At 66.5% G+C, this 18,178-nt stretch carries 6 protein-coding genes; 2 read left to right on the top strand and 4 right to left on the bottom strand.

Going from position 1 to position 18,178, the window contains the following annotated elements:
- Positions 1-15 precede the first annotated feature (15 nt).
- Positions 16-1,050: a selenide, water dikinase SelD gene (selD, locus tag RAC97_RS22515; protein WP_375101862.1), complete on the top strand. Its 1,035-nt coding sequence runs from the start codon at positions 16-18 to the stop codon at positions 1,048-1,050.
- Positions 1,050-2,147: a tRNA 2-selenouridine(34) synthase MnmH gene (gene mnmH / locus RAC97_RS22510; RefSeq protein WP_375101861.1), complete on the top strand. Its 1,098-nt coding sequence runs from the start codon at positions 1,050-1,052 to the stop codon at positions 2,145-2,147. The genes selD and mnmH overlap by 1 nt, the downstream gene beginning before the upstream one ends.
- Before the next feature lie 120 nt (positions 2,148-2,267).
- Here mnmH and RAC97_RS22505 read toward each other — a convergent pair whose 3' ends face one another.
- The 4 genes from RAC97_RS22505 to RAC97_RS22490 all read right to left on the bottom strand — a co-directional run bounded on the left by RAC97_RS22505 (position 2,268) and on the right by RAC97_RS22490 (position 17,939).
- Complete coding sequence (locus RAC97_RS22505; RefSeq protein ID WP_375101860.1) at positions 2,268-2,654, bottom strand: lysozyme inhibitor LprI family protein; 387 nt, start codon at positions 2,652-2,654, stop codon at positions 2,268-2,270.
- Positions 2,655-2,709: 55 nt separating this feature from the next.
- Positions 2,710-3,249: a hypothetical protein gene (locus RAC97_RS22500; RefSeq protein ID WP_375101859.1), complete on the bottom strand. Its 540-nt coding sequence runs from the start codon at positions 3,247-3,249 to the stop codon at positions 2,710-2,712.
- 61 nt (positions 3,250-3,310) lie between these two features.
- A complete protein-coding gene (locus RAC97_RS22495; protein ID WP_375101858.1) occupies positions 3,311-3,874 on the bottom strand; it encodes a GNAT family N-acetyltransferase in 564 nt (187 codons plus the stop codon).
- 91 nt (positions 3,875-3,965) lie between these two features.
- Positions 3,966-17,939, bottom strand: coding sequence for an autotransporter-associated beta strand repeat-containing protein (locus RAC97_RS22490; protein ID WP_375101857.1), 13,974 nt, complete (start codon positions 17,937-17,939; stop codon positions 3,966-3,968).
- Positions 17,940-18,178: the final 239 nt, after the last annotated feature.

The following is an 18,178-nucleotide window of genomic DNA, read 5'->3' as shown; positions in this document are numbered from 1 at the left end:
AAAATCGAGGTGCGTATGAGCGAACCGATTCGCCTGACCCAATACAGCCACGGCGCGGGCTGTGGCTGCAAGATCTCTCCCAAGGTGCTGGACGTGATCCTCGCCGAAAGCGGCACCCAGGCGCTGGACCCCAAGCTGTGGGTCGGCAACGCCTCGCGCGACGACGCGGCGGTCTACGCCCTGGATGACGAGCGCGGTGTGGTCTCGACCACCGACTTCTTCATGCCCATCGTCGACGACCCCTACGACTTCGGCCGCATCGCTGCCACCAACGCCATCAGCGATATCTACGCCATGGGCGGCGATCCGCTGATGGCCATTGCGATTCTGGGGTGGCCAGTCAACCTGTTACCACCCGAGGTCGCGCGCGAGGTGATTCGCGGCGGCCGTGCGGTGTGCGCCGAAGCAGGCATTGCGCTGGCCGGCGGGCATTCCATCGACGCCCCCGAACCGATCTTCGGCTTGGCCGTGACCGGCGTGGTCAGCAAGCGCCACCTCAAGCGCAACGACACCGCCAGCGCCGGCTGCAAGCTTTACCTCACCAAGCCTCTGGGCATCGGCATCCTCACCACCGCCGAGAAAAAGTCCAAGCTGCGCGAGCAGGACAAAGGCCTGGCCCGCGACTGGATGTGCACCCTCAACACCCCTGGCAGCCGCTTCGGCAAGCTCGATGGCGTGGCCGCGATGACCGACGTCACCGGCTTCGGCCTGCTCGGCCACCTGGTGGAAGTGGCCGAAGGCAGCGGCCTCACCGCACGCCTGCGCTTCGACGCCGTGCCGCGCCTGCCTGGCGTGGAGCACTACCTGGCCGAGGGCTGCATTCCCGGCGGCACCCTGCGCAATTTCGAAAGCTATGGGCACAAGATCGCGCCGCTTGGCGATGAGCAAAGGCACCTGCTGTGCGACCCGCAAACCAGCGGTGGCCTGCTGGTGGCGGTGACTAGCGAAGGCGAGGCCGAATTCCTCGCCTGTGCCGAGGCGTTGGGCCTGACGCTGGCGCCAATCGGCGAACTGGTCGAGCGACAGACCTACGCGGTCGAGGTGCTTTGATGCGCAACGACTGCACCGACTTCCGCCAGCTGTTCCTCGACGAAGTACCGATGATGGACATGCGCGCACCTGTGGAGTTTTCCAAGGGCGCCTTCCCCGGCGCCATCAACCTGCCGCTGATGAACGACCAGGAGCGGCAGAAGGTCGGCACCTGCTACAAGCAGAAAGGCCAGGCTGCGGCCATCAGCCTTGGCCACCAGCTGGTCAATGGCGCGCTGAAGCAGCAGCGCCTGGAGGCCTGGGCGGCGTTCGCCAAGGCCCACCCCGACGGCTACCTGTATTGTTTCCGCGGCGGGCTGCGCTCGCAGATCGTCCAGGGCTGGCTCAAGGAAGCAGGCATCCTCTACCCAAAGGTGAAGGGTGGCTACAAGGCCATGCGCACCTTTCTGCTGGAGACCACCCAGCAGGCCGTGGCGCAGTGCGACTTCGTGTTGGTCGGCGGCCTCACCGGCACCGGCAAGACCGACGTCTTGCAGCAACTGGACAACGTGCTCGACCTCGAAGGGCACGCCAACCATCGCGGCTCCAGCTTTGGCAAGCGCGCCACCGCGCAGCCGGCGCAGATCGACTTCGAGAACCGCCTGGCCATCGATGTGCTGAAACAGCGGGCGCGGGGTACCGAGCAGTTCGTGCTCGAGGACGAGGGGCGCATCGTGGGCAGTTGCACGGTGCCGCTGGAGCTGTACCAAGGCATGCAGCAGTACCCGTTGGTGTGGCTCGAAGACAGCTTTGCCAACCGCGTGGAGCGAATTCTGCGGGACTATGTGATCGACTTGTGCAGCGAGTTCGTCGCGCTGCATGGCGAGGAGGATGGCCGCCGGTTGTTCGCCGAACGCATGCAGCAGAGCATGGCCAATATCCACAAGCGTTTGGGCGGGGAGCGCTTCCAGCGGTTGTCCGAGCTGCTGGCCCAGGCGCTGGACGAGCAGCTGCGCAGTGGCGCGGTGGAGCTGCACCGCAGCTGGATCGAGGGGCTGCTGAAGGAATACTACGACCCGATGTATGCCTACCAGCGCGAGGCCAAGGCCGAGCGTATCGAGTTTTCCGGGGATGCGCGGGAGGTGCGTGAGTACCTCAAGGCGCGGGCGTCACGTTGAATGGCCAGGGCTTCGCCCTGGTTCGCGGCGGTCCCACAAGCACGCCCTACAGGATAAGCGCCGTCCTGTAGGAGCAGGCTTGCCCGCGAAGCCCAGACCGCAGTTCCGGTCCCGGAAAACTCACTGCCCAGGGCTGAGAATCCGCTCCAGCTCCGCCCCGCGCTCGCGGGTCATGTCCATCAAGCACATGCCACCGTTGATCGAGGCGAGGGTGCCGCCGCTGGCCTGCACATGGAACCGGCAATTGCCGTCGCGATAGACGATCCAGTTGCGCTGCACTTCGCGCAGGCTCTTTTGCTTGCCCGCATCGAGCTTGGCCATGAGCTGTTTGTACACCCGGTTCAAGCGCTCGTCCTGCAACGTGGTCTCGGCCTTGATGCATTCGCCCATGGCCTGGGTGCTGGAGGCCTTGTCCATGCACTGGCTGTAGGCAGGCGAGCTGTCCTCGGCCTGGGCGGACGAGAAGGCGAAGGCGGCGATCAAGGCCGCGAGAGAGCTTTTGAGCATCGCAAGGATCCTTTGCTAAGGGTAGCTGCCAGCCTAGCAGCAAGTACCGGTGCCATTACAAGGCCTGGGAAGGTTCAGGCGGCATCAGCACCTTGTCCACCTCGAAACGCAGCGAGGGCATCTGCGTGGCGGCGTACAGAGTTACGCCCAGGGCAGCGATCAAGGCCACGTCGAGCCATCGCCAGCCGGGTACGTCAGCAGCGCTGCGGGCCTTCCAGCACCACCACAGTTGCCCGGCGCAGAACACGACGATCGACAGCAGCCAAAGGTAGAACCCGACGCCAAAGCCGGTAAGGTCCTGGAAGGCGTAGCTGACGTTGTCCGGCAAACGCTCGATGGCCAAGCTGCTGGCCGCCAGGTACAGCGCCAGCACACCCAACCCCAGGGCCAGGCGACGGCAGCGTCGATGGGCGAGGACCGCCAGCGCCAGCAGTGGGTTGGCGAACCAGTTGTACAAGCCGAAGGCCACGCCCCAGGGGCCGTACAGCAGCATCTGCAAGGCTGGCATGTGTCGCCCCGCGCCCATCAGCGCGCCGTCGAAGGCCAGGGCGAGTAGGTACAGCAGCAGGCTGGTGGTGAGGTAGTAGGCAGGCAACCGCAGGCTCCATCGGGTCGGGCGAAAAGCCGACCATACCGCAATATCGGGCCGAGGGTGTTCAGGCCACCGGCGGCTCCAGCAGCAAGCCGTAGATACCCGAGTCGGACAACTCGCCCCCCACGCTCCAACGCGCGCGCAAGGTGCCTTCGAGCACGAAGCCCTGGCGTTCGAGGGTCCGTGCCGAGCCGTTGTTGCGCGGGTCGATTTCCGCTTCCAGGCGGCGCATGTGCAGGGTGTGGGCCAGGTAGTCGATAAAGCAGGTCAGCGCCTCGTCCATGTAGCCACGCCCCTGCACCGCACGAGCCAGGCAATAGCCGATCTCGCCGCGGCGCGACTCGTCATCGATGTTGAACATCTGCACCATGCCGATCAGCTCGCCGTTGTCGCGTCGGTACATGCCCAGCTTGAGCAACTGCCCATTGCCATAGGCCTCGCGGTCGGCAGCCAGGGCGCTTTCGGCCTCGGCCAGGTTCTGCCAAGGCGCGTGGTACCAGTAACGCATCACCTCGGGGTCGGCCATGATCGTCAGCCACTGCGCGGCATCGCCATGGCGCATGGGGCGCAATTGCAGGCGGGGGCTGTCCAGGCAAAGGTCAGTGGGGAAACTGCGGGGGTGAGACACGCCAGGCTCCTTTCCAGATGCAGGAAAGACGACAGTCTAGCGTCAGGCATTACCGCAGGGCGAGTAGGATCGCCCTGCGGTAGCCACGACCTCAAAAGCCCATGCTGAAGCTGACCACTACGCCATGGTCACGGCCTTCGCTGGACAACTGCCCGGAGTACCCCAGGCCCAGCTTGCCGCTCTCGCCCACCGACAGGTCCACACCGGCCTCGACCACCGCCGCATCGCGGGCAATCGGCACGCCTGTGGTGCTGAACCCGGCACCGCCCTCGATGAAGCGCAGGTCGGCGTCTGGCTTGGTGTCGCCGAATGCGTGCCGCCAGCCCACCGACAGCCGCGGGGTGACCTCGCTGCCATTGGCCAGGGCCATGCGCTTGCCCACCCGCACGCCCAGGGTGGAGAAGGTCACGTCCTGGTCGACACTCGCCTCCAGCCGCCCTGCCCCGCCTTTTTCGCGACCGTTGTCGCTGTCGTAGTTGACGTAGGCCAGCCCTGCGAACGGCTCCACGGCCAGGCCGCCAAGGTCCATGGCATAGCCCACTTCGCCGAACACCTGGGCGCTGCGCGCCTTGTACTTGGCCTTCAGGCGGTCGTTATAGGCACCGGCCTGGACGTCACGCTTGGTGTCGATGTCGTGCCAGGTGTAGCTGGCGCCCAGACGCGCGGCGAATGCCTCCAGCTGGTAGTTCAGGTAGGTAGCCAGGTGATAGCTATCGACCGAGGCATCCGACTGGCGACGTTGGGCGTCCACGCTGGTATGGGTGTAGCCAGCGGCGATACCGACCTTCCATTGGTCATCCAAGGCGCGGTCGACCCCCAGCATGAACCCCGACAGATCGCGGTCGACGCTGGCGTGGCTGCTGCTGCCGTCATAGTCGCCCCAGCCGCCGAGCACGCGCATCCAGCCCACGGCCTGGCCTTGGCAACCTTCGCCGGTCAACTGCTGGTTGGCGGTCGGTGCCAGGGTGCGGCGCGGATCGTCGCGGTTGGTGCAGTCGGCCTGGCGCATACGGTCGTTGACCGCTTCGCGGATGTAACGCGAGTCCTCGATCAGCACCGTGGCGGTGCTGGCGTGGACTTCACCGGACAGGCTATCGAAGGCCGCCCGCGCGCCTTGCTCGTCGAGCAGCAGGATAGTGCTGCTCAGGCTTTGCGGCGCACCGGCGCTTTGCAGAGCAGTACCTACGCGGCGCTGGTTGCCGGTGGCGGCGACCGAGGCGAAGGTGTTGCCATTGCGCCTGACGGAAACGCTGACCTGGTTGGCGCCGTAGTTCACCGTGCTGTTGAGGAACGCCGAATTGGCCAGGTTGGTACCCGCGAAGGTGCCTGTAACGCCACCGGCCGCGTTCAGCACGGTGTAGGTGCCGTTGCCATCGCCGACGTTGAGCACTTGCAAGCTGCCACCGAGGTTGGCGGTGCCGCCGACGTTCAGGTAGTTCACCGCCGCAGTGCCCAGGTCGATGCTCAAGGTACTGCCGGCTGCGTTGGTGAAATTGCCGGTCACGTTCAGGTTGCCGGCCGGGCCAGGCAGCACGTTGCCATAGTTGGTCAGCGCAGCGACGCTGCCGTTGCCGGTCAGGGCCGCGCCATTGCCTACCGTCACCTGTGCCGCCAGGGTACTGCCTGGGTGCGCGGCATCGCCCACCTGGAGTACGCCCTGGTTGACGTTGAAGGCGCCGCTGAAGGCCTGGTTGCCCGTCAGCAACAAGGTCCCAGCGCCGGTCTTGTAGGTGGTGCCGGTCCCGGTCAGGCTGCCGTTGAAAGTGCCGTTGGCGTTCTGCTGGAACACCAGGCTGGCGTTGTTGAGGATACCGCCCTGCAAGCTGGCGGTATTACCCACCAAGGTGCCGCCAGTGACCGTAGTGCCGCCGCTGTAGGTGTTGGCGCCGCTGAGAATCAAGGTGCCGGCGTCGACCTTCTGGATACCGCCGCTACCCACCATGGCGGCGCTGATCAGCGTGGTGGCGCCCGCGTTGACCCTTATCGGAGCCAGGGCGCCGCCAGCGCCGTTCACCGGGGCAAGGCTGCCGCCATCGCCGGCCACCACTTGGTAGCCGTTGCTCAGGAACTGCATGCCGGTGAACGACTGGTTGCCGACCACGGTGACGGTCCCGGCCTGGCCGCCGAATACCGCGAACTGGTCACCCCAGCCCTCGCCGGTGGTGCCGGTGGAATTGGTCCAGTTGGTGCTCGGACCCCAGACGCCGCTGCCTCCACCGATGCTGCCATCGGGGTTGGTCTTGCCGCCGTTCCAGAACTGCAACTGGGTGCCGCCGTTCTGCACGATCAGGTTGACCTGGTTGGCGATCGAGGTTTGCAGGACAAGATCGCTCAGGGCCACGCTGCCCGGGATGGCGCCGAATACCAGGCCGTTGTCGGTGAGGGTGCCGCCATAGCTGAACAATTGGTAGACGCCCATGCCGAAGCCGCCGATGTCGGTGACGTTCAGGGTGCCGTCGAGCACCAGGTTGCCATTGACCTGCACCCCCGAGGTAGTGGCCAAGGGGGCACCGAGGCTGAAGTCCAGCGCACTGCCTGAGGCCAGGCTGAGGCTGCCGAGGGTCAGCGGCGTGGTGCTTTGCACGGCGCTCAGGGTCGCGCCGTTCTGCACCTGCACCGCTCCGGAGATCACCCCCGTGCCGCCCAGGTTGGCGCCCGTCCCGACCACCACGTTGGCGCTGTCCAGACGCCCGTTGACCAGCAGGCTGCCGGCGTTCACCGAGGTATTGCCAGTCAGGCCGTTATTGCCGCTCAGCAACAGTTGGCCAGCGCCGTCCTTGGCCAGGGTACCCGTGCCGGTGAGGTTGCCAGCATAGGTGCCGGTGACGCTTTGGTTGAAGGCCAATGCCGCATTGTTGAGGATATTGCCTTGCAGGCTGGAGGTGTTGCCGACCACGCTACCGGCGTTGATCTGCGTACCGCCGGTGTAGTTGTTGTTACCGCCGAGGACAAGTTGCCCGGCGCCATTCTTGACCAGGCTGCCCGCACCGCCGAGGGTGCCGTTGAGAGCCAGTGCATTACTGCCGCCAATGGCCAGCGCGCCGCCCAGTGCCACGTTGTTGGCGAGGGTGATCGCGGTGTTGCTGTCCAACGTGGTACCGGCTGCGGCCGTGAGGGTGCCGCTGCCCAGTGCACTGTCGTTGCCGAGCACCAAGGTACCGCCATTGAGCTGGGTGCCACCGCTGTAGCCGTTGGCGGCGTTGAGGACCAGGGTGCCGCTATCGTGCTTGACCACGCTGCCGGTGCCGTTGAGGGCGATGTTCAAGGTGGCGGTGGCGCCGTTGTCGACCCGCAGGTTGGCAGTGCCGCTGGTGATCAGTTCGCCCGCAGCGCCTGCATCGAGCACATAGCCGTCGCTGATGAACTGCAAGCCAGTGATGCTCTGGCTGCCGTTGACGGTGACCGTGCCGGGCGCGCCCTGGAACACCGCGAAAGTGTCGTTCCAGTTGCTGTTGAGCACGCCGTTGGCATCGGTCCAGTTGGTGTTGGTGGCATCCCAGGTGCCCGTGCCACCCTCGATCACACCATTGGCCACGCTCTGGCTGCCGTCCCAGAACAGCACGTTACTGGCGCCGCCGACCACCAGGTTGACCTGGTTGGCGATGGCGGTCTGCAAGGTGAGGTCGGTGCTCGGTACCGGCGTGCTGCCAAAGGCCAGGCCGTTGTCGGTGAGCGAGCCACCATAGGCGAACAGGCGATAGACCCCGGCGCCGAAGCCACCGATGTCGGTGACGTTCAGGGTACCGTCCAGGGTCAGGTTGCCGCCCACGTTCACCAGCGGCGTGGTGCTGCCGCTGGGTGCGCCCAAGGCTGCGTTGAAGTTGGCGGCGTTGCCCAGCACCAGGCTGCCGACGCTCATGGTGCTGCCGCTGCTGGCTGCCAGGATACCGCCGTCGGCGACATTCACCGCGCCGCCGAGGTTGCCGCTGCCGGCCAGGGTGGCGCCACTGGCCACGTTCACGCTGCTACTGGCCAGGCTGCCGCCAACCCACAGGGTACCGGCCTGCACGTTGGTAGTACCGCTGTGGGTGTTGGCGCCATTGAACCGCAGGCTGGCGACGCTGAGCTTGTTCAGGGTGCCGGTGCCGCTGAGCACCCCGTCGAATACCCCGCCCTCCACCGCCAGGCTGTTGCCAGGGGCGATCTGGATGTCGCCGGTACCGCCGATGGTGCCCAGAGAGGTGTTGCCATCCAGGTTCAGGGTGGCGCCGCTGCTGACGTTCAGCGCACTCTGGGTACCCAGCGCGGTGGTGCCGATGGTACTGAGGCTGCCGGAGAGGATATTGAGGATACCGCTGAAGGTGTTGTTGCCCGAGAGCGTCAGGTCAGCCAGGCCGCTCTTGTTCAGCGTGCCGCCGCCGCTGAGGATGCCGCTCAGTTGCAGGTCGTTGCTGCCGAGCACGTTGAGCACGCCGCTGATATTGACCGCGTTGCCAATGTTCACCGCGCTGCTGGTATCGAGGTTGGCATTGCCGGTTACGTCCAGCCCGCCACTTCCCAAGGCAGCGTCGTTGCCCAGCACCAGGGTGCCGGACTGCAACTCGGTGCCGCCGCTGTAGGTGTTGGCGCCGTTCAGGGCGAAGCGCGCAGCGCCGCTCTTGACCAGGCGACCAGCCCCGGCCACGGTGCCGCCCAGGGTCAGGTCGTTGCTGCCCAGTACGTTGAGGGCGCCGGCCAGGTTGACGTTGTTGGCCAGGGTCACGGCCTGGCTGCTGTCCAGGCTGGTGCCAGCGGCGGCATTCAGGCTGCCGCTGCCCAGGGCAGTGTTGGAGCCGACCACCAAGGTGCCGGCATTGAGCATGGTATTGCCGGCGAAGGTGTTGTTGCCGGCCAGCAGCAAGCGCGCGTTACCTGCCTTGACCAGGCCACCGGCACCATCGATGTCGCCGTTCAGCGCCAGGTCGTTGCTGCCGGCGATATTCAGCGCGCCCCCCAGGGTGATGGCGTTGCCCAGCGCGACCGACTGGTTGCTGTCCAGGGTGGTACCGGCGGCGGTTGCGAGGGCGCCGACGCCCAGGGCGGTGTCGCTGCCAACGACCAGGGTGCCGCCACTGAGGCTGGTGCCGCCGCTGTAGCTGTTGTTGCCATTGAGCACCAGGGTGCCAGTGTCGAGCTTGTTCAGCTTGCCGGTGCCGGCCAGGCCAACGTCCAGGGTTGCGGTGGAACCGGGGTCGACCCGCACGCTGGTGTCGCCGCCGCTGCCGTTGATCAGGTTGAGCACACCGCCGGTACCGGCGAGCAGGCGGTAGCCATCGCTGACGAACTGCAGGCCGTTGACAGTCTGGCTACCCTCGACGGTGACGTTGCCTGCCGTACCCTGGAACACCGCGAAGGTGCTGCCCCAGGTGCCGTTGCTGGTGCCGTTGAGGTCGGTCCAGTTGCTGTTGCCAGCGTTCCACACACCAGCGCCGCCATCCACCTGGCCGTTGCCGGTGGTCTGGCTGCCATCCCAGAACTGGATGCCCTGGCCACTGGCGTTTACCAGCAGGTTGACCTGGCTGGCCAGCGCGGTTTGCAGGCTCACGTCGCCAAGGCCCACGCCCAGCGGCAGAGTGCCGAAATCCAGGCCGTTGTCGGTGAGCAGCCCGGCGTAGTCGAACAGGCGATACACGCCGTTGCCGAAGCCGCCGATATTGCTGACGTTGAGGGTGCCGTCGAGAGTCAGGTTGCCACCGACGTTGAACAGCGCGGTGCCGCCGGTAGCGGGCGAACCCAGGCCGACATCGACGACCGCGCCGCTATCGAGCACCAGCGAGCCGAGGCCCAGGGTGCTGCCGCTCTGCCCGGCCAGGTGGCCGCCGTTGGCGACTGTCACCGCCGCATTGGCCGAGCCGCTACCAGTCAGCGTGGCGCCGTTGGCGACCGTCAGCAGGTTGCTGGCGAGCACGCCGTTCACTGCCAGGGTGCCGCCGTCGACCAGGGTATCGCCGGCCAGGTTGCTGCTGCCCGTCAGGGTCAGGGTGCCGCTGCCGGCCTTGGTCAGGTTGCCCAGGCCATTCAGGGCCCCGCCGAAGGTGCTGCTGGCATTGTTGCCGCCCAGGTTGAGGGTGCTACCGCTGCCGATGTCCACTGCACCGCTGCCGGTCACGGCGCCGAGGCTGGCGTCGCCATTGAGGTTGAGTGCACCGCTGGCGCCGAGGTTGACGGCGCCGACGTTGGCCAGCACGCCGTTGCCCAGGGTGGTGAGTGAGCCGGCCTGGATATCGATGTCGCCGGTGAAGGTCTTGACGCCGACCAGGGTCAGGTCGTCGACGCCGGTCTTGACCAGGTTGCCGGTGCCGCCCAGGTCGCCGCTGAGAACCAGCGCGTTACCTACGTCGAAGGTAAGGTTGGCGCCGTTGCTCAGGTTGATGGCGTTGCCCAGGGCCATGGGCGCGCTGTTGACCAGGGTGGCATCGGCGGTCACCGCCAGCGTACCGCTGCCCAGCGCGCCGCTGCTGCCGAGGGTAAGGGTTCCTGCGTTGAGCTGGGTACCGCCTTGGTAGCCGTTGTTGCCATTGAGGGTCAGGTTGCCGCTGCCGTCCTTGACCAGCCCGCCGGTGCCGTTGACCACGCCGTTGAGGGTGAGGTCGTTGCCCCCATCGACAGTCAGCCCCGCGTTGAGGGTGACGTTGTTGGCCAGGGTGGTGCTGGCTGCGCCACTGCTCAAGGCCGATGCCCCGGCGACGATCAGTGCGCCCTGCCCCAGGGCGGCGTCATTGCCGACCACCAGCCGGCCTGCGTTCAGGGTAGTACCGCCGAGGTAGCTGTTGGCACCGTTCAGGGTCAGGGTACTGGCGCCGGACTTGCCCAGGCCGCCCACGCCATCGATAACGCCATCGAGGGTGAGGTCGGCGCTGCCGGGCAGGTTCAGCACGCCCCCGAGGTGGATGGCATTGGCCAGGGTGGCCGCGACACTGGCGTCGAGGGTGGTGTTGTTCCCTGCGCTGAGGTCGCCGCTGCCGAGTGCATCGTTGCTGCCGACAATCAGGCTGCCGGCGTTGAGCGTGGTACCGCCGCTGTAGGTGTTGTTGCCATTGAGGGTGAGGCTGGCCGCGCCGTTCTTCACCAGGCCATTGTTGCCGGAGACCACGCCATTGAGGGTCAACGCCTGGCTTCCCCCCAGGGTAAGGTCGCCGCCGTCGAGGGCGATGGCATTGTTCAGCGCCAAGGCCTGGCTGGCGTCGAGACCCGCAGCGCCGTTGACCGTGAGCGCACCGCTGCCCAGCGCATCGGCGTTGCCCAGCAGCAGGCTGCCAGCCTGCAATGAAGTACCGCCGCTGAAGGTGTTGGTGCCATTGAGCACCAGTTGGCCGTTGCCGGACTTGGTCAAGCTGCCCGCACCGCTGATCACTCCGCCGAGGGTCAGTGCCTGAACGTTGCCGATGCCCAGGGTGGTGCCGGTGCCCAGGTCGATGGCATTGCCCACCTGTAGTGCGCCGCTGCTGAGCAGAGAGCTGTTGCCGGTCACCAGCAGGCTGCCGCTGCCGAGTGCCGTGTCGTTGCCCAGGGTGAGCGAGCCCGCGCCCAGGGTGGTATCGCCCTGGAACGTGTTGGCGCCGCCCAGGGTCAGGTTGCCGCTGCCGTTCTTGAGCAGGCCGCCAGTGCCACTGACCACGCCGTTCAGCGCGAGGTCCGTGTTGCCGGCCAGGGTCAGGGTGGCGTTGAGCAGTACCTGGTTGGCGAGGGTCAATGCGCCAGTGCTGGCGAGGTTCGCCGCCCCCCCTACCGTCAGGGCGCCGAGGCCCAGGGCCTGGTTATTGCCCAGGGTCAGAGTGCCGGCGTTGAGGGTCACGCCACCGAGCATGCTGTTGGCACCGCCCAGGGTGAGGTTACCCGCGCCGTTCTTGGTCAGCCCCCCGGCGCCATTGACCAGGCCTGCCAGGTTGAGGTCGTTGCTGCCGGCGATGGTGAGGTTGCCCGCAAGATTGACAGAGTTGCCAACCGCGACCGCCGTGTTGGTATCGAGCGTTGTACCTGCGGCTGCATTCAACACGCCGAGGCCCAGAGCAGTGTTGCTGCCCAGTACCAGAGTACCGGCGTTCAGGTTGGTATTGCCCAGGTAGCCGTTGAGACCGCTGAGGGTCAAGGTGCCGCTGCCGGTCTTGGTCAGGCCGCCGACGCCATTGACGTTGCCTGCCAGGGCGAGGTCCTGCGCACCGGCGATGGTCAGGTTGCCGGACAGGTTGAGGGCATTGCCCAAGGTCGCGCCGTTGTTGCTGCTCAGCGTAGTGCCGCCTGCGGCGTTGAGCGCGCCGGTGCCCAGCGCGGTATTGCTGCCGACCACAAGGGTGCCGCCATTGAGGCTGGTGACGCCTTGGTAGGTGTTGCTGGCATTGAGGGTAAGGACCCCGGTGCCCGTCTTGATCAAGCCACCGGTGCCGCTGACCGCTCCGTTAAGGGTGAGGTTGCCGGCGCCCGGTACGGTGAGGTTGGCGTTCAGGGCAACGGTGTTGGCCAGGGCAACGCTGCCCGAGGCGGCAAGGCTGGAGGCGCCGCTGACCGTCAGGCCGCCACTGCCGAGGGCCTGGTCGTTGCCCACCGTGACAGTACCGGCGGCGAGGGTGGTACCGCCACTGTAGGTGTTGGCGTTGCCCAGGGTCAGGTTGCCCGCGCCATTCTTCACCAGGCTGCCCACACCCGAGACGACGCCGCTCAAGCCGAGGTCGGCGCTGCCGCCGAGGGTCAGCGCTGCGCCCAGGGTGAAGGCGTTGGCCAGGGTGACGTTGGTGTTGCTGTCCAGGGTGGTGCCCGCAGCGGCGCTCAACGCGCCCGAGCCGAGGGCAGTGTCGTTGCCGACCACGAGGCTGCCGCCGTTGAGCAGCGTGCCGCCGCTGTAGGTATTGGCGCCGTTGAGTACCAGGGTGCCGGTGTCGAGCTTGGCCAGTTGGCCGGTGCCCGAGAGGCCAACGTTGAGGGTGGCGGTAACGCCGGGGTCGACGCGCACGGCGAAGGCGCCGTTGGAGCCATTGACCAGGTTCAGGCCCCCGGCACCGATCAGGCGATAGCCATCAGTGACGAACTGCAAGCCCGTGGCGGCCTGCGTACCTACCACCGTGACGTCGCCTGCGGCGCCCTGGAAGATCGCGAACTGGTCAGCCCAGGTATCGTTGAGCGTGCCGGAGACATTGGTCCAGTTACTCGTCGCCCCGCCCCAGGTGCCGCTCCCGCCGTTGATGGTGCCGTCGGGTATGGTCTGGCTGCCATCCCAGAACTGCACGCCTGCGGCCGCGCCACCGACCAGCAGGTTGACCTGCGTGCCGATCGAGGTCTGCAATTGCAGGTCGCCCGGCAGCACGCTACCCGGCAAACTGCCGAACAGCACGCCGTTGTCCACCAGCGCACCGGTGTAGTCGAACAGCCGGTAGATACCGACGCCGAAGCCACCGATGTCGGAAACGTTGAGGGTGCCGTCCAGGGTCAGGTTGCCATTGACGTTGACCAACGCCGTGCCACCGGTGGCCGGTGCGCCGAGGCCGAAGTCCAGCACCGAGCCGCTGTGCAGGGTCAGCGCGCCGGTATTGAGGGTGGCGCCGCTGTCGGCCAGCAGGTGCGCGCCGTTGGCGATGTCGACGTTGCCCAGCAGGTTGCCGCCGCCACCCAGGCTGGCACCGCTGTTGACCTGCACGTTGGTGCTGGCCAGGGTGCCGGTGACATTGAGCAGGCCGGCATTGACCGTGGCATCGCCCGCCAGCACGTTCACCCCGGACAGCTCCAGGCTGCCGCTGCCGTTCTTGATCAGCCCACCGGTGCCTGCCAAGGCACCGCTGAACACGCTGTTCTGGTTGTTGCCGCCGACGGTGAGGTTGCCACCACCAGCGACGTTCACCGCACCAGCACCACTGAGCCCGCCGACCGTGGCGCCAGCGCCCAGGTTCAGGCTGGCGCCCGCACCGACGTTCAACGACGAGGCGTTGCCCAGGGCATTACCGCCGACGGTGGTGAGGCTGCCGCCGAGCAGGTCGATGGCGCCGGTGAAGGTGTTGGCGCCACTCAGGGTGAGGTCGGCCAGGCCGTTCTTGATCAGGCCTCCGGTGCCGCTGATGGTCCCGCCGAGGGCGAGGTCGTTGCTGCCGCCGAGGGTCAGGTTGGCGCCGAGGTTGATGTCATTGCCCAGGCTGACCACCGCGCTGTTGTCGAGGCTGGCCGCGCCAGCCACGTTCAGGGCACCGCTGCCCAGGGCGCTGCCGTTGCCCACTACCAGGCCACCGGCGTTGAGGGTAGTGCCGCCGCTGAAGGTGTTGATGCCCTCCAGGGTAAGCGTGGCGCTGCCGTTCTTGACCAGCTGCCCTGCCCCGCTGATGACGCCACCGAGGGACAGGGCGTTGCTGCCGACCAGGGTCAGGTCGGCATTCAGGCCGATGCTGTTGCCCAGGGCCAGCGCAGCGCTGTTGTCCAGGCTGGCCACGCCGCCTACGGTGAGCTCGCCGGTGCCGAGGGCACTGCCGTTGCCCACTACCAGGGTGCCAGCATTGAGCAGGGTGCCACCGGCGTAGGTGTTCAGACCGTTGAGGGACAAGGTGGCGCTGCCGTTCTTGATCAGACGGCCGGTGCCGTCGATCAACCCACCGAGCACGAGGTTGTTGCTGCCGCCAAGGGTGAGGTCGGCATCCAGGGTAATCGCGTTGCCAACGCTGATCGCTGCGCTGTTGTCCAGGGTCCCGGCACCGGCCACGGTCAACGTGCCCACGCCCAGTGCCGCGCCGTTGCCGAGCACAAGCCCACCGGCGTTGAGGGTGGTACCGCCGAGGTAGGTGTTGGCGCCGGAGAGGGTGAGCGTGGCATTGCCGTTCTTGACCAGGCTGCCTGCACCACTGACCAGCCCGCCCAGGCCCAGGTCGGCACCGCCATCGATGGTCAGTGCGCCGGCCAGGTTCACCGCGTTGGCGAGCGTGACGGCGGTACTGGCGTCCAATTGGGTACCGGTAGCGGCGTTGAGCGCGCCAGTACCCAACGCGGTATTGCTGCCGAGTACGATACGCCCGGCATTGAGGTTGGTCGCACCAAAGTAGGCGTTGGCGCCATTGAGGGTCAGGGTGGAGGTGCCGTTCTTGGTGAGGCCGCCGACGCCTGCGACCACCCCGCCGAGGGTCAGGTCGTTGCTGCCAGCGAGGTTGAGGTTGCCTGCCAGGTTGATGGCATTGCCCACGCTCAGTCCGGCCACCGAAGTGTCCAGGGTGGTGTTGGCAGCGGCGTTCAATGCGCCACTGCCCAAGGCCGTGGCGCTGCCCAGCACCAGGGTGCCGGCATTGAGCGCGGTGGTGCCGGTCTGACTGTTATTGCCCGTCAGGGTGAGCACGCCCGCGCCGCTCTTGATAAGCCCGCCAACGCCACTGAGGTTGCCGCCCAAGGTGAGGTTGTTGGGGGTACTCAGGGTCAGGTTGGCCCCCAGGTTGACCGCGTTGTTCAAGGTCATGGCAGCGCTGTTGACCAGGGTGGCCGGGCCGCCGACGGATAATGCGCCGGTCCCCAGGGCCGCTGCACTGGCCAGGGTCAGGGTACCGGCATTGAGGGTCAGGCCGCCGCTGAAGGTATTGGTGCCGGTCAGGGTCAGGTTGCTGCTGCCGTTCTTGACCAATGCGCCCGTGCCGCTGATGACACCACCCAGGGTAGTTGCGCTGCTCCCCACCAGGGTCAGGGTGTTGCTCGCCAGGTTGATGGCATTGCCCAGGTTGACTGCCACGCCCGCATCGAGGCTGGCGTTGCCACCCAGGGTCAGCGCACCAGTGCCCAAGGCGCTGTTGTTGCCCACGGTCAGCACGCCGGCATTGAGCGTGGTACCGCCGCTGAAGGTGTTGGCGCCGTTGAGGGTGAGGTTCGCAGCGCCATTCTTCACCAGGGCGCCGGTGCCGCTGATTACACCGCCAAGGGTAGTGGCGCTGGTGCCCAGCAGGCTCAGGGTGTTGGCGCCCAGGCTGATGGCGTTGCCCAAGTTGACCGCCGTACTGGCGTCGAGGCTGGCGTTGCCACCCAGGGTCAAGGCGCCACCGCCCAGGGCATTGTTGTTGCCCACGGTCAACTTGCCGGTGTTGAGGGTCACTCCACCGCTGAAGGTGTTGTTGCCATTGAGGTTGAGGTCCGCCGCGCCGTTCTTGACCAGCGCGCCGGTACCGCTGATCACTGCGCCCAGGATCGTGGCGCTGGTACCCAGCAGGTTGAGGGTGTTGGCGCCCAGGTTGATGGCGTTCGCCACGCTCACTGCGGTGCTGGCATCAAGGCTGATGTTGCCGCCCAGCGTCAGCGCGCCAGTGCCCAGGGCATTGCTGTTGCCAAGGGTCAGGAGGCCGGCGTTGACTGTAGTGCCGCCACTGAAGGTGTTGTTGCCGTTTATGGTCAGGCTGGCCGCGCCGTCCTTGACCAGGCCGCCGGTGCCGGAGACCACGCCATTGAGGGTGGTGGCCGCAAGGCCCGGCAGGGTCAGGATGCTGCTGCCCAGATTGATGGCGTTGTCGAGGATGATGTCGCTGCTGGCGGCCAGGGTGCTATTACCGGTCAGCGCGAGGGCGCCGGTGCCCATGGCGGCGCTGTTGCCCAGGGTCAAGGTACCGCCGCCAAGGGTGGTGCCGCCGCTGTAGGTATTGGTGCCGGTCAACGACAGGTTGCCGCTGCCGCTTTTCACCAGGCCACCGGAACCACTGACGACACCGCCCAGGGTGAGGGCATTGCTGCCTGGCAGGCTCAGGCTGGCGCCAGTGAGCTGCACAGCGTTGTTCAACACCAGGGGCACGCTGCCTTGCAGGCTGCCGTTGCCGGTGACGTTCAGGGCGCCACTCAACGCGCCGGCACTGGTGAGGTTCAGGCCGCCAGCGGTAAGGGTGGTACCGCCGGTGTAGGTATTGGTGCCGCCGAGGGTCAACAGGCCAGCTCCAGTCTTGACCAGCCCGCCTGCGCCGCTGAGCACGCCATTGAGCGCCATGTCGGTGGCGCCCCCCACGCTCAGGCCAGCATTGAGCGTCAGGGCATTGGCCAGGCTCAGGCCGGCAATGGTGCCCTGCAGGGCCCCGCCGTTGGCGATGATGCCACCGCTGCCGAAAGCGCCGGAGTTGTCGAAGTTGAGCACCCCGCCATTGAGCGTGGTCTGGGTGGTGCCGCTGAGCAGTGAACCGACCAGGGTCCAGGTACCGCTGTCGACCACCAGGCGGCTGAAATTGATGTAGTTGGAAGCGTTGATGGTGCCGGTGCCACCCGTGCCGCTACCGCCGCCGATGGCGTTCTGCAGGGCCAGGGTGTTGGTGCCGCCAGCGCCGCCATCGACTACCCCCGCTGCGGCGAAGGCCAGGTTCGGGTTGCTCACCACCAGCAGGTTCACACCGACACCGGCTCCACGGTTGACGGAGGATCCGGTGATGGCATTGAAGCGGTTGGTGGAACCGGCCCCCATCGACAGGCTGCCATTGATGGTACCGGCGTTGGTGAAGGTGTTGCCGGCGGCCGAGGCCTGGAATGCCATGCGGCCGGTGATGCTGCCGGTCGCCGTATTGGTCATGGTCACCGCACCGCCGCCGCTGACTGCGACGGTCGGGGTGTCTTCGGTAATGACCCCGGCCGTAATGATCGATGAGCCGATGGTGCCTGCGTTGGTAATGGTCGTGGTACCACCGGAACCGTTGGTGATATCCAACGCCACGCCGTTGAGGTTGGCCAGGTTGACGCCCAGCAGACCGCCGGTACCCATGAGCATACCGCCGGCATTGTTGTTGACCACGACCGTGCTGTTGTTGGTATTGCCGATCCGCGTACCCGTGCTCAGCAGGCTGATGGCGCCCAGCAACGACGGGTCGATACGCCCGGAGTTGTTCAGGGTGACGTTGTTGCCCAGCAACGACATCGCCGTGCCGCCTACGCCCAGCAGGACGCCCACCGAGGCCCCGGCGTTGACGTTGACGGTCAGCCCGTTGGCGCTGTTGCTGTAGCTCGGGGCCAAGGGGTTTGCGGCACCGCTGCAAGTCACCACGCTAGCGGCGGTGGTACAGGCTGCCAGCGCCTGTTCCATTGGGGTGAGCAGCAGGCCGCCAATGGCCAGGCTCACGGCTAATGACAAATGGGAAAGGTGGGTTGGCGAAACGGGGGCGACACGTCTGTCCACGAAGAGCTCCTTACGTGGATCAGGCGATTCATTCCTTGAAGGGCGTGCGACACCGGGAAACCAACACACGCGTCGAGTCGAATGGCCTGACCTTGGCGACTACAGATTTTCCATTGATGGAATGTGTAGTCGCTCAGCGCCAGGCAGCGAGCCGCCGAGCAGAGCAAATGGTGCTAATACTTTTGCTAGAACCCGCGTATTCCGCGGGCTGTAGGCTGATAAAGGTTGGATCCAACCGA

The organism is Pseudomonas sp. LS_2 (assembly GCF_042709235.1).
In the GTDB taxonomy this organism is placed as follows: domain Bacteria; phylum Pseudomonadota; class Gammaproteobacteria; order Pseudomonadales; family Pseudomonadaceae; genus Aquipseudomonas.
The sequence above is the reverse complement of the archived record's forward strand: the minus strand, read 5'-3'. Positions and strand labels throughout refer to the sequence as shown.